The 21,804-nt window shown below is 60.5% G+C and carries 24 protein-coding genes; 12 read left to right on the plus strand and 12 right to left on the minus strand.

Annotated features, from left to right (window positions below):
* The 3 genes from ACR0FC_RS17665 to ACR0FC_RS17675 all read right to left on the minus strand — a co-directional run.
* Positions 1-103, minus strand: a 103-nt coding sequence (locus ACR0FC_RS17665) for a GTP-binding protein (protein ID WP_377181647.1), incomplete at its 3' end; no start/stop codon positions are given.
* A 116-nt stretch (positions 104-219) separates the two neighbouring features.
* Positions 220-810 carry a hypothetical protein gene (locus tag ACR0FC_RS17670; protein WP_170342620.1) on the minus strand — a complete coding sequence of 197 codons (591 nt, stop codon included), beginning with the start codon at positions 808-810 and terminating at the stop codon, positions 220-222.
* A 97-nt stretch (positions 811-907) separates the two neighbouring features.
* A complete protein-coding gene (locus ACR0FC_RS17675; protein WP_170342622.1) occupies positions 908-3,256 on the minus strand; it encodes a DNA topoisomerase IV subunit A in 2,349 nt (782 codons plus the stop codon).
* A gap of 199 nt (positions 3,257-3,455) precedes the next feature.
* Here ACR0FC_RS17675 and ACR0FC_RS17680 point away from each other — a divergent pair, with 199 nt between their 5' ends.
* From ACR0FC_RS17680 to ACR0FC_RS17705, 6 genes are all read left to right on the plus strand, one after another.
* Positions 3,456-4,079, plus strand: a complete 624-nt coding sequence (locus ACR0FC_RS17680) for an SH3 domain-containing protein (RefSeq protein WP_254437849.1) — start codon at positions 3,456-3,458, stop codon at positions 4,077-4,079.
* Between the two features lie 68 nt (positions 4,080-4,147).
* Positions 4,148-4,975 carry an SDR family NAD(P)-dependent oxidoreductase gene (locus tag ACR0FC_RS17685; protein WP_170342623.1) on the plus strand — a complete coding sequence of 276 codons (828 nt, stop codon included), beginning with the start codon at positions 4,148-4,150 and terminating at the stop codon, positions 4,973-4,975.
* Between the two features lie 80 nt (positions 4,976-5,055).
* Positions 5,056-5,259: a twin transmembrane helix small protein gene (locus tag ACR0FC_RS17690; protein WP_093965306.1), complete on the plus strand. Its 204-nt coding sequence runs from the start codon at positions 5,056-5,058 to the stop codon at positions 5,257-5,259.
* Positions 5,260-5,832 (plus strand): cob(I)yrinic acid a,c-diamide adenosyltransferase, encoded by a 573-nt coding sequence (locus ACR0FC_RS17695; RefSeq protein ID WP_170342624.1) that lies wholly within the window; start codon positions 5,260-5,262, stop codon positions 5,830-5,832.
* A 311-nt stretch (positions 5,833-6,143) separates the two neighbouring features.
* Positions 6,144-6,902: an electron transfer flavoprotein subunit beta/FixA family protein gene (locus tag ACR0FC_RS17700; protein WP_170342626.1), complete on the plus strand. Its 759-nt coding sequence runs from the start codon at positions 6,144-6,146 to the stop codon at positions 6,900-6,902.
* Positions 6,902-7,831, plus strand: coding sequence for an electron transfer flavoprotein subunit alpha/FixB family protein (locus ACR0FC_RS17705; RefSeq protein ID WP_170342627.1), 930 nt, complete (start codon positions 6,902-6,904; stop codon positions 7,829-7,831). Before ACR0FC_RS17700 ends, ACR0FC_RS17705 begins: the two co-directional genes overlap by 1 nt.
* Before the next feature lie 49 nt (positions 7,832-7,880).
* Here the strand turns inward: ACR0FC_RS17705 and ACR0FC_RS17710 are convergent, their stop codons facing one another.
* A complete protein-coding gene (locus tag ACR0FC_RS17710; RefSeq protein WP_217358674.1) occupies positions 7,881-8,708 on the minus strand; it encodes a DUF6473 family protein in 828 nt (275 codons plus the stop codon).
* A 166-nt stretch (positions 8,709-8,874) separates the two neighbouring features.
* Between ACR0FC_RS17710 and ACR0FC_RS17715 the strand changes: the two genes are divergently transcribed.
* Positions 8,875-9,750 carry a 3-hydroxybutyryl-CoA dehydrogenase gene (locus tag ACR0FC_RS17715; protein WP_170342631.1) on the plus strand — a complete coding sequence of 292 codons (876 nt, stop codon included), beginning with the start codon at positions 8,875-8,877 and terminating at the stop codon, positions 9,748-9,750.
* A 56-nt stretch (positions 9,751-9,806) separates the two neighbouring features.
* On the opposite strand, the gene ACR0FC_RS17720 is transcribed toward ACR0FC_RS17715, so the two are convergent.
* Genes ACR0FC_RS17720 through ACR0FC_RS17750 form a run of 7 tightly spaced genes read right to left on the minus strand, consistent with a single transcriptional unit; the run spans position 9,807 to position 15,228 of the window.
* On the minus strand, positions 9,807-10,706 hold the full coding sequence (locus ACR0FC_RS17720; protein WP_170342633.1) for a lysophospholipid acyltransferase family protein: 900 nt from the start codon (positions 10,704-10,706) through the stop codon (positions 9,807-9,809).
* A 41-nt stretch (positions 10,707-10,747) separates the two neighbouring features.
* Positions 10,748-11,017 (minus strand): HPr family phosphocarrier protein, encoded by a 270-nt coding sequence (locus ACR0FC_RS17725; protein ID WP_093965295.1) that lies wholly within the window; start codon positions 11,015-11,017, stop codon positions 10,748-10,750.
* A 17-nt stretch (positions 11,018-11,034) separates the two neighbouring features.
* Complete coding sequence (locus tag ACR0FC_RS17730; protein WP_093965293.1) at positions 11,035-11,427, minus strand: PTS sugar transporter subunit IIA; 393 nt, start codon at positions 11,425-11,427, stop codon at positions 11,035-11,037.
* A complete protein-coding gene (gene rapZ, locus ACR0FC_RS17735; RefSeq protein ID WP_170342634.1) occupies positions 11,424-12,305 on the minus strand; it encodes an RNase adapter RapZ in 882 nt (293 codons plus the stop codon). The genes ACR0FC_RS17730 and rapZ overlap by 4 nt, the downstream gene beginning before the upstream one ends.
* Positions 12,302-12,772: an HPr kinase/phosphorylase gene (locus ACR0FC_RS17740; RefSeq protein WP_254432993.1), complete on the minus strand. Its 471-nt coding sequence runs from the start codon at positions 12,770-12,772 to the stop codon at positions 12,302-12,304. The genes rapZ and ACR0FC_RS17740 overlap by 4 nt, the downstream gene beginning before the upstream one ends.
* A gap of 3 nt (positions 12,773-12,775) precedes the next feature.
* On the minus strand, positions 12,776-14,488 hold the full coding sequence (locus tag ACR0FC_RS17745) for an ATP-binding protein (RefSeq protein WP_170342636.1): 1,713 nt from the start codon (positions 14,486-14,488) through the stop codon (positions 12,776-12,778).
* A 35-nt stretch (positions 14,489-14,523) separates the two neighbouring features.
* Complete coding sequence (locus ACR0FC_RS17750) at positions 14,524-15,228, minus strand: response regulator transcription factor (protein ID WP_170342637.1); 705 nt, start codon at positions 15,226-15,228, stop codon at positions 14,524-14,526.
* Positions 15,229-15,574: 346 nt separating this feature from the next.
* Between ACR0FC_RS17750 and ACR0FC_RS17755 the strand changes: the two genes are divergently transcribed.
* The 3 genes from ACR0FC_RS17755 to ACR0FC_RS17765 all read left to right on the plus strand — a co-directional run bounded on the left by ACR0FC_RS17755 (position 15,575) and on the right by ACR0FC_RS17765 (position 18,414).
* Positions 15,575-17,173: a phosphoenolpyruvate carboxykinase gene (locus ACR0FC_RS17755; protein ID WP_170342638.1), complete on the plus strand. Its 1,599-nt coding sequence runs from the start codon at positions 15,575-15,577 to the stop codon at positions 17,171-17,173.
* 348 nt (positions 17,174-17,521) lie between these two features.
* Complete coding sequence (locus ACR0FC_RS17760; protein WP_254920234.1) at positions 17,522-17,839, plus strand: hypothetical protein; 318 nt, start codon at positions 17,522-17,524, stop codon at positions 17,837-17,839.
* 32 nt (positions 17,840-17,871) lie between these two features.
* Positions 17,872-18,414: a hypothetical protein gene (locus ACR0FC_RS17765; RefSeq protein ID WP_254437850.1), complete on the plus strand. Its 543-nt coding sequence runs from the start codon at positions 17,872-17,874 to the stop codon at positions 18,412-18,414.
* A 4-nt stretch (positions 18,415-18,418) separates the two neighbouring features.
* Here the strand turns inward: ACR0FC_RS17765 and ACR0FC_RS17770 are convergent, their stop codons facing one another.
* Positions 18,419-19,183 carry a sulfite exporter TauE/SafE family protein gene (locus ACR0FC_RS17770; RefSeq protein ID WP_170342640.1) on the minus strand — a complete coding sequence of 255 codons (765 nt, stop codon included), beginning with the start codon at positions 19,181-19,183 and terminating at the stop codon, positions 18,419-18,421.
* A 144-nt stretch (positions 19,184-19,327) separates the two neighbouring features.
* Here ACR0FC_RS17770 and ACR0FC_RS17775 point away from each other — a divergent pair, with 144 nt between their 5' ends.
* Both ACR0FC_RS17775 and ACR0FC_RS17780 read left to right on the plus strand, forming a co-directional pair.
* Positions 19,328-21,019 (plus strand): acyl-CoA dehydrogenase family protein, encoded by a 1,692-nt coding sequence (locus tag ACR0FC_RS17775; RefSeq protein WP_170342641.1) that lies wholly within the window; start codon positions 19,328-19,330, stop codon positions 21,017-21,019.
* A 245-nt stretch (positions 21,020-21,264) separates the two neighbouring features.
* Complete coding sequence (locus tag ACR0FC_RS17780) at positions 21,265-21,792, plus strand: hypothetical protein (protein ID WP_170342642.1); 528 nt, start codon at positions 21,265-21,267, stop codon at positions 21,790-21,792.
* Positions 21,793-21,804: the final 12 nt, after the last annotated feature.

The raw sequence follows: 21,804 nt of genomic DNA on the forward strand, positions 1-21,804 counted from the left end.
ACTTGGTGATTGCTGCGGTCAGCGTCGTCTTGCCGTGGTCAACGTGGCCAATCGTGCCAATGTTGACGTGCGGTTTTGTACGCTCAAACTTTTCCTTTGCCATTCCTCAGGCGCCCTTTTGCGATTTGGGGGACCCTTGGTCCCGTGGTTACATCTGCGCGCGCGAGATATTTGGTTCAAAGCGGAAAATCAAGCACATCCTGAGGGAAATCCTCAAAACTATGCCGGGTTTTGTATCGCCTGTCCGGATTCAATCGGTTGGATCAGGCCGGGGCGCAGGTCGAACCACCCGTTGTCCTTGTGCTCTTCAGCCAGCCATTCCTCGACGCGGTCGGCCACTTTCAGTGCCAAACCGCTCATCTGCTCTTCTTTGGTGCGTTCGTTGCCCGAGCCCTTCAGAGCGCTGCCACCGGTGGTATCTTCGAGGACCTGGAACTGCTTGCCCTTGGCCAGAAACTCTTTCTTGCCGACATCATAGACGTTGACCAGAACGATCGCTGTGCTTTTGGGGTTGTAGATCACCGGAATACCAGGAGGCGCCAGCATATAGCCTTCGAGGCTGATCCCGATGTCATACTCCTGCGAGCCCTGATAGCGACCAAGGCGGATATCGACGGCCTTCTGGATCGCTTCGGTCCATTCCTGGGGCGTCGCGTCACGAGACACCGGCCCCTGGACGGCCTTGTCGGCAAACGCATAGTTCACACGCAGCTTGAATTCACCCAGATCTTCCGGTTCTTCATAGAGTTGCGTCTGCGTGCAGGCGCCCACCAGGGCCAGTCCGGTAATCAGGGTCAGAATGCGCAGCATTGTCTCGTCTCGATAGGCCTGTTTTTCTTTGATCTAGCGCACCGATGCAGCTTGTGCCAAGCCGTATCGGCAGATTTCCACCGTGGTCGGCGCACGATCACGAGAACTTGTAGTCGCGCGGGAACCCATAGGGCGGTTTTTTTCCGACGCTTGCGCGCTTTGCCAGCCATTGAGACATATCTGCCTCATGCCGCGTCTTGTCGCCGCCCATTGACCATTTCAAACCGTCCTCCCAGTTGAACGTCGTCAGGTCGGATAGGCCGCCATCCAGCTCCAGCGTGCCCTGGCGCCCGCGCGCCATGTTGTATTTCTGGAGACGCACGCCCTTGCCCCGCGTCATCTCGGGCAGTTCGGAGACCGGGAACACCAGAAACTTGCCGTTCTGTGATACCACAGCGACGTGATCGCCCTCGATCGGCTTGCAGATCACCGCGCGCTCGTCATCCTTGACGTTCAGCACCTGTTTGCCGTTGCGGGTCTGGGCCAGCACCTCGTCCTCGGGCACCATGAACCCGTTGCCCGCATCCGAAGCAACCAGCAATTTGCGCCCCGGCTTGTGGATCAGGATATCGACGATCTGCGCCTCGTTGGGCAGATCGACCATCAGGCGCAGCGGCTCACCCATTCCCCGGCCACCGGGAAGGTTCGCGGCGCTGACCGTGTAGACCCGCCCGTTCGATGCGAAGACCAGCAGCCGGTCGGTGGTTTCCGCATGGAAGATGAACTGCGGCCCGTCGCCGTCCTTGAACTTCAGCTCGCGGTTCAGGTCGATATGGCCGGTCATGGCACGGATCCAGCCCATCTGCGAGCAGACGACCGTGATCGGCTCCTTGTCGATCATCGCCTCAAGCGGTACGTCCTCGACCTCGCCTGCTTCGGCAAACCGGGTGCGACGCGCGCCGCCCTCATAATCCTTGCCGAAGGTCTTCTTGGTCTCTTTCAGCTGCTCGGCGATCTTGGCCCATTGCAGACCCTCATCCGCCAGCAGATCCTCGAGTTCTGCGCGCTCTTCCATCAGCGCGTCACGCTCACGGACCAGTTCCATCTCTTCGAGCCGACGCAGGCTGCGCAGGCGCATGTTCAGGATCGCGTCGACCTGAACTTCGGACAATTCGCCCTCGCCCGGCTTGGGCGAGACATAGTCGGCCTCGCTGGTGGCGCGGACATGGTCGATGCCCCAATTCTCGCGCATCAGCGCGGCCTTGGGATCGTCGTCATAGCGGATGATATCAATCACGCGGTCGAGATTCAGGAAGGCAACGATAAAGCCCTCCAACACCTCCAACCGGTGGTCGATCTTGGCCATGCGGTGACGAGAGCGGCGCAGCAGCACCTCTTGCCGGTGATCGAGGAAGGCGCGCAGCACCTCTTTCATCGAGCAGACCTTGGGCGTCACCCCGTCGATCAGCACGTTCATGTTCAGGCTGAACCGCACCTCGAGATCCGAGTTACGATACAGCATGTTCATCAACACCTCGGGGTCCACGTTCTTGGAGCGCGGTTCGAGGATGAGGCGGATGTCGTCGGCGGATTCGTCGCGCACATCGCCCAGGATCGGTATCTTCTTGGTCTGGATCAGCTCGGCGATCTTTTCGATCAGCTTGGATTTCTGAACCTGATACGGGATCTCGGTGACCACGATCTGCCACTGGCCGCGGCCCAGATCCTCGACCTCGTATTTGCAACGCAGCCGGAACGATCCGCGCCCCGTGCGATAGGCCTGCGCGATATTCTCGGCCGGTTCTACGATTACGCCGCCCGTTGGGAAATCGGGCCCCGGCACATAGTTCAGCAGCGTGTCGTCACGCGCGTCGGGCGTCTTGATCAGATGCAGACAGGCGTCGCACAGCTCGGCGATGTTGTGGGGCGGGATGTTCGTCGCCATGCCCACGGCAATGCCTGAGGCGCCATTGGCCAGAAGGTTCGGGAACTGTGCCGGCAAGACGACCGGTTCGGTCAGCGTGCCGTCATAGTTGTCGCGGAAATCGACGGCGTCCTCGTTCAGCCCCTCCAGCAACGCCTCGGCAACGATGGTCATCCGGGCCTCGGTGTAGCGCGAGGCCGCCGGGTTGTCGCCGTCGATATTGCCGAAATTCCCCTGCCCGTCGACCAGCGGGTAGCGGACGTTGAAATCCTGCGCCAGACGCGCCATCGCGTCATAGATCGCGGCGTCCCCGTGCGGGTGATAGTTACCCATAACGTCACCCGAGATCTTGGCCGACTTGCGGAACCCGCCCGAGGAGCTGAGTCGCAGCTCGCGCATAGCGTAGAGGATTCGCCGGTGAACCGGCTTCAGCCCGTCGCGCGCATCCGGCAGCGCGCGGTGCATGATGGTGGAGAGAGCATAGGTTAGATAACGCTCGCCAATTGCCCGGCGCAGCGGTTCGGCCACCTCGCCCCCGGCGTCGGGGGCCTCCATGTTGGGGTCGTCGATCGTGTCGTTCATAGATGATGTGATACGACGCCCGGCGCGCGTGGTAAAGCAACCAAGGCATATTTTGCTGGGGACAAGTCGGGGTTTTTGCAACAGGGGGAGCCAACCCGGCGATTTCCCCCGATTTTCGACTCGGGACCCGAACTATGGTAGGATCCCAACAATTGAATGCTGCCTTTTTCTTGTTGTTATGATTACCGGGGGATGCGCCATGACGCGCCTTATGCTTGTTACTTTTGCCATGCTCGGCTGGTTCTTCTACGTCATGAGCGGTGGATCCGAATTCGAACCGCGCGGAACCCGCGCCGAGGCACCACCCGTCGTTGCGGCAGCTGAGAAACCCGAGACCAGGCCACTGGTCCCCTCCCCGGCAACCGAGCTTGTGACGAAAGTGGCCCTGCGCCCCGCCAAGCCGTCCGAACCTAAGCCGGAACCGATCCCCGCCGCCGATGCCGTCGATACCGAGGCGTTGCTGGCGCAGATCGCGGCCGGTCTGAATTCTGATCTGTCCAGTTTCGACAATACCGGCGGTACCTTCTCGCTGGCGTCGCTGGATGAAAACGCGGCCGTCCAGGTTCTGGACACCGAGTCCGAACCGGAAGCAGCAGCCCCTGCACCGTCAGAGCCGCCGAAAGACATTCGCATCGTGTCCGGCACTCGCGTGAACATGCGCGACGGCCCCGGCACGATCTATCCGATCATCGGCAAAGCGCGGATGGGTCAGCAGGTCGAAGTTCTGAGCGAGTCCGGAACCGGTTGGCTGCGCCTGCGCGTGTTGCCCGAGCAACAGGTTGGCTGGATTTCCTCCTCGTTGATCCGAAAAAGCACAAATTGACGTGATGCCGTCATTGCCGGAGGCCGATCCTCGCAATAGTTTTTGCCGAGGACGACTTTGGGGCAGACATGCAGAAATCCATCCTCATCACCGGATGCTCATCCGGCATTGGTCTGGACGCGGCACACGGAATGCGTGCGCGCGGCTGGCGTGTGTTTGCCGCCTGCAGACATCAGCGCGATTGCGACAGGCTGAGGGCTCAAGGCTTTGACAGCCCAAGAATCGACTATACCGATGCCGAAACGATCACTTCGGGATTGGACAATGTTCTCGAAGCAACGGGCGGCACGTTGGACGCGCTGTTCAACAACGGTGCCCATGGGCTGCCCGGCGCGATCGAAGACGTGCCCACCGACGGGTTGCGCCATATCTTCGAGACCAATGTTTTTGGCTGGCACGAACTGACCCGCCAGGTGATACCCGTCATGCGTGCACAGGGCCACGGCCGCATCGTGCAGAACTCGTCGGTACTGGGTTTGGTTGCCTTTCCTTGGCGCGGCGCCTACGTCGCCACGAAATACGCTATCGAAGGCCTGACCGACACGATGAGGCTGGAGCTGCGCGGCACCGGCATCAAAGTGGTGCTGATTGAACCCGGTCCCATCACCTCTAAACTGCGCGAGAAGGCCATACCGATTTTTGAACGGTTCATAGATTGGGAAAGCTCGGCCCTGCGCGACAAGTATGAGGAGTCGCTGCTCAAACGTCTGTACGAAGACTCGGGCCCCGACCGGTTCGAGCTGCCGGCGTCTGCGGTAACCGACAAACTTGCCCGCGCGCTCGAGGCAAAGTCGCCCAAGGCTCGATACTACGTGACCACACCGACCTATATCGCGGGTTATTTGCGCCGCATTCTGCCAACGGGTACGATTGACCGCATCCTTTCGGGTATCTGAGACGAAATTACCCGTTCGCTTTCGCGGGCCGCCCCGCTAGATGGAGCGGCAAGGATACAACAAATGCGGACGGTGAGTTCATGGACCTTCTAATGGGCGTACTTCTTTTGGCCATGGCGGCGGTCGTCGTTGTTCTGGCCATCGGCATATCCAATTTCGGCAAGGGCGGCATGGCGGCTGCCAAGAAAAGCAACAAGATGATGCGGCTGCGCATCCTGTTTCAGTTCATTGCCGTGGTGCTGATCGTGCTCTACGTCTATCTGCGTGGACAGGGAGTGCAGTAGATGGTCGTTCTGAACAAGATTTATACCCGCACCGGCGACGACGGCAAAACCGCGTTGGGCAATGGCGAACGGGTTGCGAAGTACTCGGGCCGCGTGGCGGCCTATGGCACGGTGGACGAACTGAACGCCTTTGTCGGCGTGGCTCGCACCGAGGCCGAGGGCGAGGTCGATGCGGCGCTCGCACGCATCCAGAACGATCTGTTCGACCTGGGCGCTGACCTGTGCCGCCCCGACATGGAAAAAGATGCCGAGGCTGATTACCCGCCCTTGCGGATCGCCCCGGCCCAGATCGACCGGTTGGAGTCGGAAATCGACGCGATGAATGCCGACCTTGAGCCACTACGCAGCTTCATCTTGCCGGGCGGATCAAAGCTGGCGGCGCATCTGCATGTCTGCCGCACGGTCTCGCGGCGCGCCGAGCGCCTGGCCGTCGAATTAACCAACATGGAACCGGTGAACGAGGCCGCGGTGAAATACCTCAACCGCCTCAGCGACTGGTTTTTCGTGGCAGCCCGTTGCGCCAACAATGGCGGCCGCGATGACGTCTTGTGGGTTCCGGGCGCGAACCGCTGAAAGCGGCACAACGTCCAGTGGACGTTGTGGCGACCGGAAGGGCGAAGCCCCGGCCCGAATGGCCGGCGCGAACCGCTGAAACCCGAGCTTCTTGAACGCGTTTTCGCACCATCCGGCGCGGCAAAACCGCCCATCGGCCGGGTAACAATCTTTCGTTCCTTCACGTCAAAAAGCGTGAAACGCGACGTCCCCACGACATGACGTGACGATTTTGCCCTGTCCCGACGCCCCGCAAGGCGCTATCTAGGCCGACGAGAGCATTGGTGGAGTCGCATTGCGGCTTGCCGTTTTTGTAAGGAGCGTACGCAAAAATGAAGGTACTTGTGCCTGTCAAGCGCGTGATCGACTACAACGTGAAAGTTCGTGTCAAAGCGGACGGCAGCGGTGTTGATCTCGCCAATGTCAAAATGTCGATGAACCCGTTCGACGAGATTGCCGTCGAAGAGGCGATCCGCCTGAAAGAAGCCGGCAAAGCCGACGAGGTCGTGGCCGTTTCGATCGGCGTCAAGCAGGCGCAGGAAACGCTGCGCACCGCGCTGGCCATGGGTGCTGACCGCGCCATTCTAGTGGTCGCGGCTGATGACGTCCACCAGGACATCGAACCGCTGGCCGTCGCTAAGATCCTGGCCAAGGTGGTCGAGGAAGAGCAGCCTGGACTGGTTCTGTGCGGCAAGCAGGCGATCGACAACGACATGAACGCCACTGGCCAGATGCTGTCGGCTCTGCTGGGCTGGAGCCAGGGCACCTTCGCGTCCGAGCTGGACATCGAAGGCGACACTGCCAAGGTCACGCGTGAAGTTGACGGCGGCCTGCAGACCATCAGCGTCAAGATGCCGGCCATCATCACCGTCGACCTGCGCCTGAACGAGCCGCGCTATGCGTCGCTGCCGAACATCATGAAGGCCAAGAAAAAGCCGCTGGATGAAAAAACCGCCGCCGATTACGGCGTCGACGTCACGCCGCGCCTCGAAGTCGTCAAGACCGAAGAGCCGCCGGCACGCGCCGCTGGCATCATCGTGGGCTCGGTCGACGAGCTGGTCGGGAAACTCAAAGAAGCGGGGGCTGTGTAATGGCTGTACTTCTGCTTGCCGAAGTCAACAATGGCGAACTGGCGATCGACGCAACCGCCAAGGCGGTCACCGCTGCCAAGCAGCTGGGTGACGTGACCGTTCTGGCCGCGGGCGGCTCGGCCGCCGCTGCCGGCGAAGCCGCCGCCAAGATCGACGGCGTGTCCAAGGTTCTGGTCGCTGAAGACCCGTCGCTGGGTCACCGTCTGGCCGAATCGACCGCCGCGCTGATCGTCAGCCTGGCCGACGGCTATGAGCATATCGTGGCGCCCGCCACCACCGACGCCAAGAACGTCATGCCGCGCGTGGCCGCGCTGCTGGACGTTATGGTGATCTCGGACGCTTCGGGCGTGGTGGACGGCTCGACCTTCGAGCGCCCGATCTACGCGGGCAACGCGATCCAGACCGTCAAGTCGAACGATCCCAAGAAGGTCATCACCTTCCGTACGGCCAGCTTTGATGCGGCCGGCGAAGGCGGATCGGCCCCGGTCGAGACCGTATCGGTCGGTGAAAACCCCGGCCTGTCGGAATGGGTCGAGGACAAGGTCGCCGAAAGCGACCGTCCAGAACTGACCTCGGCCGGCGTCGTTGTCTCGGGCGGCCGTGGTGTTGGCTCTGAAGAAGACTTCAAACTGATCGAAGCCCTGGCCGACAAGCTGGGTGCCGCGGTTGGTGCGTCGCGTGCGGCAGTCGACTCGGGCTATGCCCCGAACGACTGGCAGGTGGGTCAGACCGGCAAGGTCGTTGCACCCGATCTGTACATCGCGGTTGGCATTTCGGGTGCGATCCAGCACCTGGCCGGCATGAAGGATTCGAAGATCATCGTCGCGATCAACAAAGACGAGGAAGCTCCGATCTTCCAGGTCGCGGACTATGGCCTGGTCGCGGACCTGTTCCAGGCCGTGCCGGAGCTTACCGAAAAGCTGGGCTGACGGTCCTTCTTTTCGAGAACTCAAGGCCCGCCAAATTGGCGGGCCTTTTTCATTCGAGGTCTCGGATCGCAGGCAGCAAACGTTCGGCAATGGCCCGGTGCGTGGCTGGCCCGATCATATATTCCGCCATCGGTTGCTGCATCGTGCCGAACAGCATGTCCTCAAGATCATCCGAAGCACCTGAAGGGCGCACCGTCATCTTCACGGTTGGCACCCCTCCATCCGACACCCCATCAATCATGGCCTGTGTAATTGGTACCGGATCAGATACCCCGCGCGCATCCAGCCCGACTGCCGGGCTGTGATCCCAGTCCAGCCACAGCAGCAGAACCCGGCTGGTGACGTTGTCCAACAGGGTGCGAAGCGCCACTGCCCAAGCCCGCCGCAACTCGGCGGCCACCATTTCGAACCGTGCATCCGAAAAGGCCGACAACCTGGACATAAGGTGCCGCACAAAATGAACGTCGGCGAAGTCAACTTCGGGGTACAAGGCGGAAAGGTCCGAGGTCGCCTCGAGCACCCGATCATTGCGTCGGAGATGAACACGGTAGAACCGGTTGGACTGGTTCAGCGCCGATGGCAGTTGCAGAACGCAAACCTCGGCGCCATTCATCAGGCTCAGAATTTCCGGATCCCGCGCCAACCCCTCGGCACCCGTGAACAGACTGCCCAGATTCAGACACTGCATTTCCAGCCGCTGCTCCAACGCGGCGGGAAACGGAGAATCGACGAACCGACCGAATGTCTCGGTGCCGCCGACGCAGGCCACATATGGTACCTGCAACGCTCGCTTTGGCCCGCGAAACCACAATTTTGACGCCCCGTACCGGCAGACGGATTCCTCGACACCAGTCGCGCCCGACTCATGATAACTCATGTCAGCCACCCATTTTCTTCACCCAATCGCCATTCTGCGGCCTTAGGTGTTTAGAAAACTCTAATGTGCGCATTTGAAGCGAATTGGACCGGTCCCAACCCCTTGCCGCGCAACCCGGACTGCCGATAATGTCCCCCCTGAACCTTGATGCGGAAGGCAGTTCAATATGGACGTGAAATCAGTCGGAGTAATCGGCGCGGGCCAGATGGGCAACGGAATCGCCCATGTGATGGCGTTGGCAGAGTATAACGTTCTGCTGAACGACATCAGCCAGGATGCGCTGGATGCTGCCATTGAAACGATCAAGGGCAACCTGGCTCGTCAGGTGTCACGCGGCAAGATCGGTGACGACGAGATGCAGGCCGCACTGCAGCGGATCAAGACCACGCTGAACCTTCCGGAGATCGGCCAGACGGACCTCGTGATCGAAGCCGCGACCGAGCGTGAGGCCATCAAGCATGCGATTTTCGAGGATCTGCAGCCGCATTTGCAGGCTCACACGATCCTGACGTCGAACACCTCGTCCATTTCGATCACAAGGCTTGCCAGCCGGACGGATCGGCCGGAGCGGTTCATGGGGTTCCACTTCATGAACCCGGTTCCTGTCATGCAATTGGTCGAGTTGATTCGCGGTATCGCCACCGACGAAGAAACCTTTGCTACCTGCAAGGCCGTGGTGGATCGGTTGGGCAAAACCGCCGCCAGCGCCGAGGATTTTCCGGCCTTCATCGTGAACCGCATCCTGATGCCGATGATCAACGAGGCCGTCTATACTCTGTATGAAGGGGTCGGCAGCGTTCAGTCGATCGACCAATCCATGAAGCTGGGCGCCAATCATCCCATGGGCCCGCTGGAACTGGCCGATTTCATCGGGCTGGACACCTGCCTGGCCATCATGAACGTCCTCCATGAAGGGTTGGCGGATACAAAGTACCGCCCCTGCCCGTTGCTGACGAAATATGTCGAGGCCGGCTGGCTGGGCCGCAAGACCGATCGCGGGTTTTATGACTACCGTGGCGAGGTTCCGGTCCCGACGCGCTAAGCCGTCAAGGGACCGACCCGCTCGCCCGCGATATTTTCGCGCCAATGAACGGTGGATCAGGCTTGTGGTGACTGCCCCAAGGCCAGCGTGTGTTTTCTGAGCCAGGCCATGAATCCGCGCGGGTCGCGTTCGAGCAGTTTCATGTCCTCGTCCGAAATCGGCTCTCCGATTACCGGGCCGATCGGTTTGTTGCAGGACCGGACGATCTCATGCAGCAGAAGTCCCTGACGCAGAATTGCCGATAGTTTGTTGGCAATCTGGTACCAGCGCGAGTTGCTGCCGGGGAAGTAGATGGGCAGGACCTTAGCACCGGATCGCCGGATCATCTTAGCTGTGAACACGTTCCATTCGCGTTCCTGAGCGGGGCCGAACCAGGTGTCGGAAGACATCACCACCCCGGATGGGAACAGCGCGACGACACCACCGTTCTTGAGGTGCTCCATCGCTTTGCCCCGCATCTCGAGCATCTTGCTTTGGGCTTCGGGGTCATGTGGAAACGGGACCGGGATCATGAACGAGGTCGCGGCCTCATCCAGCCCGGTCAGAACCGAGCGGGTCAGGATACGGTAGTCCTGGCGCACCCGTCCGATCAACTCGGCCAGGATCATGCCGTCCACCATCCCATGCGGGTGATTGGCTACCACCACAACGGGCCCCTCTTTCGGAATGCGCGCAATCTGGTGTTCGGGCGTGGTCAGGTCGATTCCCATGATACCAAGGGCACCACCCCAGAATTTCTGGCCGCGATACTTTTCATTCTGCTTTTCGAACTTGTTGACCATGCGCAGAATGGTCAGCTTGCCTGTGCACCATTCGATCGCCTTGATGGCCGTCGAGGTCCAGGCGTCGTCAAACGAATTTGCGTAGGTCAGCGTGCGGCGGTCGTAGATTTCGCCCGCTTCCGCGGTCTCGGCCACCACCGTGTTGGTCTTGGTATCGTGCGTGGTTTCCGCCAATTCCTGGTCTTCCCGTTCTTGTTTCGTAGCAGTGCCCTGCGTCAGAAACCTTCGCCGAACTTGTCGTTCACCAATGCTTCCAGCGCGACTGCCAGCGCCTCAGCATCCGGCCCGGACGTTTCGACGTCAATAGTCGTTCCACGCGAAGCCGCCAACATCAAAAGGCCCATAATGCTGTCACCCGACGCGGACATTCCGTCTTTGGACACTTCGGCGCGGGCGTCAAACCCTTCGACCACCTCGACCAGTTTGGCTGAAGCGCGCGCGTGCAAACCCTTTTCGTTGATTATTTTCAAGCTTTTGGTGGCCATATTCAATCGATCCGATGTCAGTCCAATGTCACATTTTGCGCATTGATGTACTTTCGTCCAGCCTCCATGGCCCTACGGACGGCGTCCCCGACCGGAAGTTGGCGGCTTTTGGCCAGTTTGATCAGCATCGGAAGGTTGGCGCCGTAAAGAATTCTGCGGTCCTGCGGCGCACAGGCGCGTAGACTGAGATTCGAGGGGCTGCCCCCGAACAGATCGGTCACGACAACAACTCCGTCGCCGACATCCACAGCATCCGCGGCCCGGCAGATTTCGGCCTGCTTTTCCTCGCGATCATGATCGGCGTCGATCGACACTGCCACAAGGCCGGGTTGCTTGCCCACGACGTGCTGCATGGCCGCCAGGTATTCCTGGGCCAATCCGCCATGCGCCACGATTACAATTCCGATCAATCCGGCCTCACATTCAACGATCGACGTTCCATCTCGCGGTGTCTAATTGCCACCGGCTGCCCCTGCTCTGCAAGGGCTTTTGCGACCGCTTCGGCCATCGCGACCGAGCGGTGTTGACCCCCGGTACAGCCAAAAGCGACCGACAGGTGCGTTTTGCCCTCGGCCTTGAAGGCGGGCAGCAGAGACAGCAACAGTTCCACCACCCGTTCGAAGAAGGCGGCATAGTTTGTGTCAGCCTGAACATAGGACGCAACGTCCGGATTGCGACCATCAGCCTCGCGCAGTTCCGGACGCCAATAGGGATTGGCCAGAAATCGGCAATCGAACACCATGTCCAGACCCAGCGGCAGCCCCCGTTTGTAGGAGAAGGACTCGATTGAAACGGCCAGATGCCGGCCCCCTTCCGGCGCGAACCAGCGTTCGACCTCGGATCGCAGCTGGTGCACGTTGAGCACGCTGGTATCGATCAGAGTGTCGGCGATCTCGCGGATCGGCTCCAACAATTCCTTCTCCTGACGGATACCGGTTTCGGGGCTGGCATCGGTTGCGACCGGATGACGGCGCCGGGTTTCCGAAAATCGGCGCAACAGCACTTCGTCGCTGCAATCCAGATAAAGCGTGGATAGGTCCACCTGGCTCATCCGACCCAGTTTGGCGACCAATTCGATAAAACCGATGGTCGAGAAATCACGATTGCGGGCATCGATCCCCAACGCCATCGGCCGGGAAGGATCCGCGCCCTCCATCAAGCGCAGCAACATGCCCATCGGCAAGTTATCGATGGCCTCATAGCCCAGATCCTCGAGCACATGAATCGCCGTCGACCGGCCCGCGCCCGACGGACCTGTCACCAGAACGATGCGCGTTTGTGCTGTCATGTGCTTGGCCATTGCGGATCGACGCGCCCCATTTTCATCAGTTGAACAAGTGCTGACGCCAAGTTGGGGACGCCTGCGGCTCGAAGCAAGGGAACAGGATGTCCCAGGACAAGAACCTGTCGCGGCTCCGGCAGTCGCTGGGCTTCCACCTGATCCAGATCCACGATCCATTCCAACGGAACGGGGCCGCAGGCCGTGGCGCGCAGCAGGCCGACGCCGCGGGCTTCGACCAATCCACGGATCTGAGGGACCGCATCCGCCATCACCCGGTCGCCCGACAGGGTTAAATTCACACGATCATCGGCGACCAGGTCCGCGCCGAAACCCATCATCTGCAATGCAAGTGCCGATTTTCCGGCCCCGGACGGCCCCGAAATCAGGGCGCCGCGGCCAGCAACGGCTACGCATGTGGCGTGCACGCAGACCGGATCATCGCTGGGCATCTCGGGAAGGCGCAAAGCGCACATCGCCTAGAGGGGAAGACCCACGACAAACCGCGCACCTTGCGGGTCCGACGTGATGTCCGCCTCGGTCGGACGGATGTTCTCGGCCCAGATGACGCCGCCGTGGGCCTCGACAATCTGTTTCGAGATCGCCAGTCCAAGGCCCGAGTTGTTGCCGAAATGCTCGGCCGGGCGCTGCGAGTAGAAGCGCTTGAAAACCTTGGTCAGAGCCTGGTCCGGAATACCGGGGCCGGTGTCTTCGACAACAACCAGAACCCGGTTTTCGCGTTGGCGCACCCAAACGCGGATCGCGTCGCTTTCCTCGCAGAAGGAGATGGCATTTGTGATCAGGTTAACGAATACCTGCGCCAGACGGGCCTCGAGCCCGTTTATGACGATGGGCTTGGACGGCAAATCCGTAATGTAGTCGATCCCCTTCGACCGGGCATCTTCGCCCAGGTACTGACCGATATTGCCTATCAGCTTCAGAAGATCGAAGGGCTGCTCCTGCTCTTTGACCAGTTCAGCATCCAGGCGGGACGCGTTCGAGATGTCGCTGACAAGGCGGTCCAACCGGCGGACATCGTGCTCGATGACGCCCAACAGTTTCTCACGTTGATCGTCGCGCTTGACCATTCGCAGCGTACCGACGGCCGATTGCAGGCTGGCCAAGGGGTTCTTGATCTCATGGGCGACATCAGCCGCGAACTGTTCGTTGGCGTCTATCCGGTTGTAGAGCGCCGTCACCATTCCCCGCAGCGCGCGGCTAAGCCGACCAATCTCGTCCGGGCGGGCGCTCAGGTCGGGGATGCGGATACGACCGGGATTAACCCCAGTGCCGCGGTCTTTGCCCATTTCGGCCGCAGCGGCCAGATCCGCCAACGGGTTCGCGATGGTCGAGGCCAACACAAGGCTGAGACCCACCGAGACCAGCAGGGCAACGACAAACATCTGCAGAATGCGCTCCTGCTCTTTCCGAGCCAGCGCGTCGATTTCTCCGGCGGGGCCGGCCATTGCGACAGCCCCCACAGGGGCGCCATCCAGAACGATCGGCGACGCCGCCACAATCACGGTGTCTCCGGCCGCGTCAGACACGGCGTGAACCTGCATGTGGCCGTCCAGCGCGTTTGGTATGATGTCCTGAACCCGCTGTGCCAGCGTCGGCGCCTCGGTTTCAGATCCGGTGGTGAAAACCGAATACAGACCATTCCAGACGGCGGTCAGGGCATCAGAGATCAATGTGCTGCCAGTCGGAACATCCGCTTCGGCCTGAATCAGGCCCGGCAATTCCGCCACGGTCGAGGAACCGCGAGTCCAGCCGATCAACGTGCCGGTGCTGTCATAGACGAAGACTTCGCCGCCCTCGGGGATGCTCAGCCCTGCAAGGGTCGCCTTGACGTTAAGGTCAGAAGCGTCCCGCGATCCGGCGACCTGGCGCAGCTGGGCCTCGAAGACGTTGCTGACCAGTTGCGCGTCTCCGATCAGGTCCCGCGCCGTTTGCTGGACCCTCTCTTTTCGGGTGTCGTCCAGGTACAATAGCCCCGCGACCAGGATCACCAAAGCAATCAGGTTGAACGTGATGATCTTGCGCGCCAGCGGCGAGTTGCGCAGCGTGAACAGAGTACGCCGCGATCGCCGCGCGCGCAGCTCGGCCGACTCGGGGTCTTGCGGGATGACCCAATCATCGCCCAGAACGACGTCACCGTCGCGCAACTCGCTGGATTGCTCGGTGTCACGCACGAAACAAATTCACCTTTGCAGAAAGCCGGCCCGGCTTATTCCTCGTTGTAACGGTACCCGATACCGTACAGCGTTTCGATAGCCGAAAACTCGGGATCAGCCGCACGCATCTTCTTGCGCAGACGCTTGATGTGGCTGTCGATGGTCCGGTCGTCGACATAGACCTGATCGTCATATGCGACATCCATCAGCTGATCGCGGCTTTTGACGAAGCCGGGGCGTTGCGCCAAGGCCTGCAGCAGCAGGAATTCCGTGACCGTCAGCGAAACATCGGTCCCCTTCCAGCTGACCGCGTGACGCAGGGGGTCCATGCGCAGATCGCCGCGCTCCATCACCTTTGCGTCCCCGGTGGTTGCAGCCGACGCATCCCCGTCGGTCGCTTCCTGACGGCGCAGCAGTGCACGGATGCGCTCGACCAGAAGGCGTTGAGAGAATGGCTTTTTCACGTAGTCATCCGCGCCCATCCGCAGGCCCAGAACCTCGTCGATCTCATCGTCTTTGGACGTGAGGAAAATCACCGGCATCTGGGTTTTCTGCCGCAGCCGCTGCAGCAAATCCATGCCGTCCATGCGGGGCATCTTGATGTCCAGAACCGCCATGTCCGGCAGTTTCTTGTTGAACGCATCAAGGGCTGCCTGCCCGTCATTGTAGGTTTCGACCTCGAACCCTTCGGCCTCGAGCGTCATGGATACGGACGTCAGAATGTTCCGATCGTCATCCACCAGTGCAATCTTAGACATAGGGCTGCCCCTTTACCTGCTCACTCACGATGTATTTTTGCTTTTTGTAGGGCATTCTTGGCTTTTTTAAGGCCGCGAATCAATCCGGATGTACGAATCGCGCCACATTGTTCACGATCCTGCGACAAAAAGGTCGTCCTGCGCTTCCGAAAGTGCCCGGGTTTTCCGACCGGAAAATCTTGGTTGCGCTAAACCCGGCCTTGGTTGCGCTAACTGTGCCAAACCGTCCTGTTCATGCCCTAAACGGCCGTGATATGAGGCCCTTATCCGCCGGACTAACCGGCACTACGCCTCATGAGCGCAGACGGCCCCAACCGCCGCAGCGCCGCCACAGGAGAAGACACGAATGACATTTGGACGGGTAAACCCGCAGTTCCGCCTCGAAGATCAAGGCATCGAGGGGCTGGGCAATGTCTATTACAACTTGATGGAGCCGGCGCTGATTCAGAAGGCGCTCAAGCGGAATGAAGGCACGCTGGGCAATGGCGGAGCGTTTCTGGTGTCCACCGGCAAGTTCACGGGCCGGTCACCCAAGGACAAGCACGTCGTCCGGACCGAAAGCGTGGCGGACAGCATCTGGTGGGAAAACAACGCGGAAATGAGCCCCGCTGGCTTTGACGCGCTGTACGCCGACATGCTGGCCCATATGAAAGGCAAGGACTACTTCGTTCAGGATCTGGTTGGCGGCGCTGATCCTGCCTATGCGATCAATGTGCGCATGGTTACGGAACTGGCCTGGCACAACCTGTTCATCCGGCACCTGCTGCGTCGCCCGGACCGCGAGGACCTGGACGAATTCATCGCAGATTACACCATCATCAACTGCCCCAGCTTCCAGGCGGACCCGAAAAAGCACGATTGCCGCAGCGAAACGGTGATCGCGCTGAACTTTGACCGCAAACTGATTCTCATCGGCGGCACCGAATACGCGGGCGAGAACAAGAAGTCCGTGTTTACGCTTCTGAACTACCTGCTGCCCGAAAAAGGCGTGATGCCGATGCACTGTTCGGCCAACCATGCTGTGGGCAACCCCGTCGACACCGCCGTTTTCTTCGGCCTGTCCGGCACCGGCAAGACCACGCTTTCGGCTGATCCGGCACGTGTTCTGATCGGCGACGACGAGCACGGCTGGTCGGATCGCGGGACCTTCAACTTCGAAGGCGGATGCTATGCCAAGACAATCAATCTGAGCGCCGAAGCGGAACCCGAGATCTACGCGACCACGTCGAAGTTCGGCACGGTGATCGAGAACATGGTCTTCGATCCCGAAACCCTGAAACTGGATTTCAACGATGACAGCCTGACCGCGAACATGCGGTGCGCCTACCCGCTGGAATACATTTCGAACGCCTCCAAGACGGCTCTGGGCGGGCACCCGAAAAACATCATCATGCTGACCTGTGATGCCTTTGGCGTCCTGCCGCCGATCGCACGGCTGACCCCGGCGCAGGCGATGTACCATTTCCTGTCGGGCTTCACCTCGAAGGTTGCCGGAACCGAACGCGGCGTGACCGAGCCGCAGCCCACCTTCTCGACCTGCTTCGGCGCCCCGTTCATGCCGCGCCGCCCCGAGGAATACGGCAAGCTGCTGCGCGACAAGATCGCCCAGCACGGCGCAACCTGCTGGCTGGTCAATACCGGCTGGACCGGCGGCGCATACGGCGTTGGCAGCCGGATGCCGATCAAAGCCACGCGTGCCCTGCTGACGGCCGCATTGGACGGGTCGCTGGCCGATGCCGAGTATCGCAAGGACGCCAATTTCGGCTTCGACGTTCCGGTGACGGTCCCTGGTGTGCCCGAAGTTCTGCTGGATCCGCGCCGCACATGGGACGATCAGGCCGCATTCGACCGGCAAGCCGAAAAGCTGGTGCAGATGTTCGCCGAGAACTTTGAACAGTATTTGCCGTTCATCGACGAAGACATCAAAGCCGTCGCAATCGGCTGAACCGACATGCAGGGGCGCGGTTGCGGGCCCCTGCGCGCACAATAACGGGTCCTTGCAGTTATTTGTTCTTCCTGCAGTTGCAATGTGACATTGGCATGAACAAATTCGTTGCCCGCCTAAAAATCATGCAGTAAGTCAAGGACCCATTACAAGGAAATAGCCCGGCGCAAATTGCACCGGGCCAAGACTGAAAAAACCTTTGGGCAGCTCGCGCGCGGACACTCACACTCGCAAGATGAGCAGCCTAATCAAGGCGGTAGTGTATTATCAAGGGGATGAGTGTCAACATGAGATATGCCGCGTGATAGGCGACTATCATGGGTCATTTGACCAAGCGGATATCAATTCGTGGCACTGGTAAAATCAGGAATGGAAATGACCGAGATCTCGAAACTGGCGGAACTGCGCAAGTTGATGCAGAGCATGGAACGCACGTTGGGGCTCGAAGAGCTTTCTCCGGTAGAGCGTGACATTTATTACGCGGCCGAAGAGCTGTCGAAAGACACGCGCGAAGTCCGGACCTATGGCCTGATCGAGCACACTTTGGTGCAAAGCGTTTCGCGCCCGACCTTCTTCCGCGCCCTCAAGTCGCTGGTTCAGAAGGGCTACTTGTCTCAAAGCGGAAACGCCAATCGGGGACGGTATGTCGTCAACGCCCCGCGTTGACCGCTGAGCAGACCTAAAAGAAGCATTGCATTATGCGATCGTGGGCCTCTGACACGTTTTTTGCTTCGTTGGCCTATATCGGCGCCTCGTTTCTGACCTTTTGGGTTCTGATGCCCATGCAGAACGTGTTCTTTCCAGAGTACCCAAGCCGCGCCAGCCTGTTATTTCTTCCGCACGGCGTGCGGGTCCTTGCGGCGTGGCTCTTGGGGTGGCGTGCGATACTTGCCATGCTGCCCGGTGTCTTTCTGGTTTTCGCGACACTCGGTGGCTCGGACGTTTTTCTGACCAGCCGCCTGCTGGCCATCTTGATTGCGGTCACGACGGCGCCGGCCGTATTCTATTTGTTGAAATGGCTAGGATGGGATCTGTTTCCCGCCGCTGATCGGGCGCCCTGCTGGGCCTGCATCATGGGGGTCGGAGTCATCACGTCAATCCTGGTGTCCGGCCTGACCAACCTGGCTTTTGGCAGCGCGACGGCCGAGTATTTTGCCTTTTTGATCGGCGATCTTTCGGGACTGCTGTTCCTGATGTTCGGACTGTTTTTTGCCTTCCTCTATTTTGAACGTAAGGGTTGAGCGTTCAACCGAACACCCCCCTGCGCAGCAAGTTCGCACCTGCGATCATCAGAACCAACAAAGTCGCCTTGCGGAACGTGGCCTGATCAATCCGATCATGCATCTGCAATCCCAGCCACATGCCGGCCAAAGCCGGAAGGGTCAGCGCAGCCGAGAACGGCACGGTTTCAGCCCGCAACACGCCTGATCCAATATGCGCCACGACCAGAGCCAAGGCTCCCAAGCCATAGATTACGCCCTGAATGCGCAATTGTTCGGATTTGGGGGTATTCAGCGCAGTCAGATAGGCAACGGTCGGAGGTCCCCAAACGCCTGATATGCCGCCAATGAACCCGGTAACCGCACCGACTGCGGCCTCGATCTTCGGCGATTGTTCAGACAGGCTCAGTTTCACGCCCAGCAGTTGGATCGTGGCAAAGAACGTGACGGGAATTCCGATCATCAGAAGGAAAGCCTGCGATGGAACCAGGCTGATCAGCTGAGCGCTCGCCAACAAAAAAACCAGCCCGACGGAAAGAAAGACCCGGAACTGCCGGATCGAAGACATCGCTGCCGCGCGTCCTTCTCTCAAGGCCTGGATCCCGTTCGTCACAACCGTTGGCAGGATCAGCCCGGCCAGCGCAAGCTGAGGCGGCAGCATCATGCTGAGCCCCGAAATCAGGACCATCGGCATGGCGAAACCGACCATGCCTTTCACCGCTCCGGCCAGAAAGGCGACCGCGAACGCAAGGTAGAGTTCGGGCAGGGACATCAAAGAAAACAGATCCATTGCCCCTACATACCACCGCAGATTTTCTCTGCACCGCAAAATTCGTTACGTAATTTTTGGACCTTTTCGACGCATTTTGTGAATTTTTGTTGCGCTGCAGTTGCAGCATGATATGACCAGATAACCCAGCAAAGGACGTGATTCATGGCCCATGACGGACAAGATATGACGAACATGACTTCTCAGCCGGTTCTGCCTGATCTTCTGACCCTGACGGGGGCCGCGCTGCCGGCGGTTCAGTCCGTCTTTGACCGGGCGCGCGATGCCGTGCGCGCGATGGTCTCGGCCGAGGGTCGCGTCTCGGGCGCTTTGGTCGAGGCGAACCAGACCGCCGCGCATGGGCTGGCCTGGTTGGCGACCTACAACCAGTCGCTGCAGCAGATGCAGAAATGGGCCGAGGCGCTGGACGCCCAGGGCAAGTTCGGCGAGATGGAGCAGTTGCTGCACCAGATCGCCTTTGGCGAATATCTGCACCAGGTCGCCGGCGGCATCCCGATGAACCAGGGCGAGGTCGTGCGCCTGCAGGATCTGGGGCTGGGCTGGGATGCGCTGTCGGGCTTCCAATGCGCCGAGGTACAGACTCTGATGGCACAGGCCAACAGCCAGGCCGCGCGCAGCCGTCTGGTTCAGCTGATGCAAGACCAATCCGGGGCCACCATGTTCGGCGCCTCGGGCCTGGATGAAGAGCTTGAGATGATCCGCGAGCAGTTCCGCCGCTATGCGCTGGATCGTGTCGAGCCAAACGCCCATGAATGGCACCTCAAGGACGAGCTGATCCCGATGGAAATCATCGAGGAACTGGCCGAGATGGGCGTATTCGGCCTGACCATCCCCGAGGAATACGGCGGGTTCGGCCTGTCCAAGGCGTCGATGTGCGTGGTCTCCGAAGAACTGTCGCGCGGGTATATCGGCGTCGGCAGCCTTGGCACCCGGTCCGAGATCGCGGCCGAGTTGATCATCGCGGGCGGCACCGACGACCAAAAGGCCCAATGGCTGCCCAAGATCGCCAGCGCCGAGATCCTGCCGACGGCCGTGTTCACCGAACCCAACACCGGCTCGGACCTCGGCAGCTTGCGCACCCGCGCGGTCAAGGACGAAAACGGTGACTACAAGATCACCGGCAACAAGACCTGGATCACCCATGCCGCGCGCACCCATGTGATGACGCTGCTGGCGCGCACCGATCCCGAAACCACCGATCACCGGGGCTTGTCGATGTTCTTGGCTGAAAAAACGCCCGGCACCGACGACGACCCCTTCCCGACCCCCGGCATGACCGGCGGCGAGATCGAGGTGCTGGGCTATCGCGGCATGAAGGAATACGAGCTGGCCTTCGACGGCTTCCACGTCAAGGGCGAGAACCTGCTGGGCGGCGAGGAAGGCAAGGGCTTCAAGCAGCTCATGGAAACCTTCGAATCCGCGCGTATCCAGACCGCCGCCCGCGCCATCGGCGTGGCCCAAAGCGCGCTGGACATCGCCATGCAATACGCGCAGGAGCGCAAGCAGTTCGGCAAGGCCCTGATCAACTTCCCGCGCGTGTCCGGCAAGCTGGCCATGATGGCGGTCGAAATCATGATCGCCCGTCAGCTGACCTATTTCAGCGCCTGGGAAAAGGACAACGGCCACCGCTGCGATCTCGAGGCCGGGATGGCCAAGCTGCTGGGCGCGCGCGTCGCCTGGGCGGCGGCCGACAACGGGTTGCAGATTCACGGCGGCAACGGCTTTGCCCTCGAATACAAGATCAGCCGGGTGCTGTGCGACGCCCGCATCCTGAACATCTTTGAAGGTGCTGCCGAGATTCAGGCGCAAGTCATCGCGCGGCGTCTGCTGGCCTAAGCGCCCGGCCGTCGCGGTTTCCCCAACTTGACCCGGCCCAGCGCCGGGTCTTTTCTTTTGTACAAATCAAACAGGTTCTCGGGCCCCGATCTTCCGGATTGTACATCCCTGATCTGGACCGTACGCTCCGGCGGAGAACAAAATATGCCTTGGGTTCAGGCACCGGTTTCGGCTAAGTAGCCTGCGAACCGCATCATGCTGCGCCGCCGCAATGCAGATGCCCGAACAAGCCTTGCGGAGAAACCATGGCGCGCTTTCTGATCCTTGTTCTTGGCCTGTTGATCGCGGGATGCAGCACGCCGTCCGGCACGACCTCGGGCGATGTTGCCGGTCTGACCCGCGCCATTCAGAACCTCGGCCCCGATGTCGATCCGCAGGAAGCCGCCCGCGCGGCGCAGATCGCCCATGACTATGCGCTGCAGCTGAGGGCCGAGTACCGGGTCACCGATCCGGCGATCATCCACAACGCCAAGGTCATCAACGGTTTTCGCGAACGCGGGCTGTGCAATGATTGGGCCGAGGACATCCTGAAGCGGCTGCGGCAAGAGAACTTCCGCACGCTGGACCTGCACTGGATCACTTCGCCGCCGACCCCGTTCCGCATCATCCACCACTCCGCCGCGATCAGTGCCAAGGGTGACGGGCCCTATGACGCGATCGTGCTGGACGGCTGGCGCAACGGGGGTGATCTGTTCTGGGCGCCGGTGCGCGAGGACACGCGCTACAACTGGCGCCCTCGGATGGAGGTGCGCGCCGAACTGCTGGCGCAATGACGCCAAAGTCGC

The sequence above is a fragment of the Ruegeria sp. BB9 genome, from assembly GCF_056539345.1.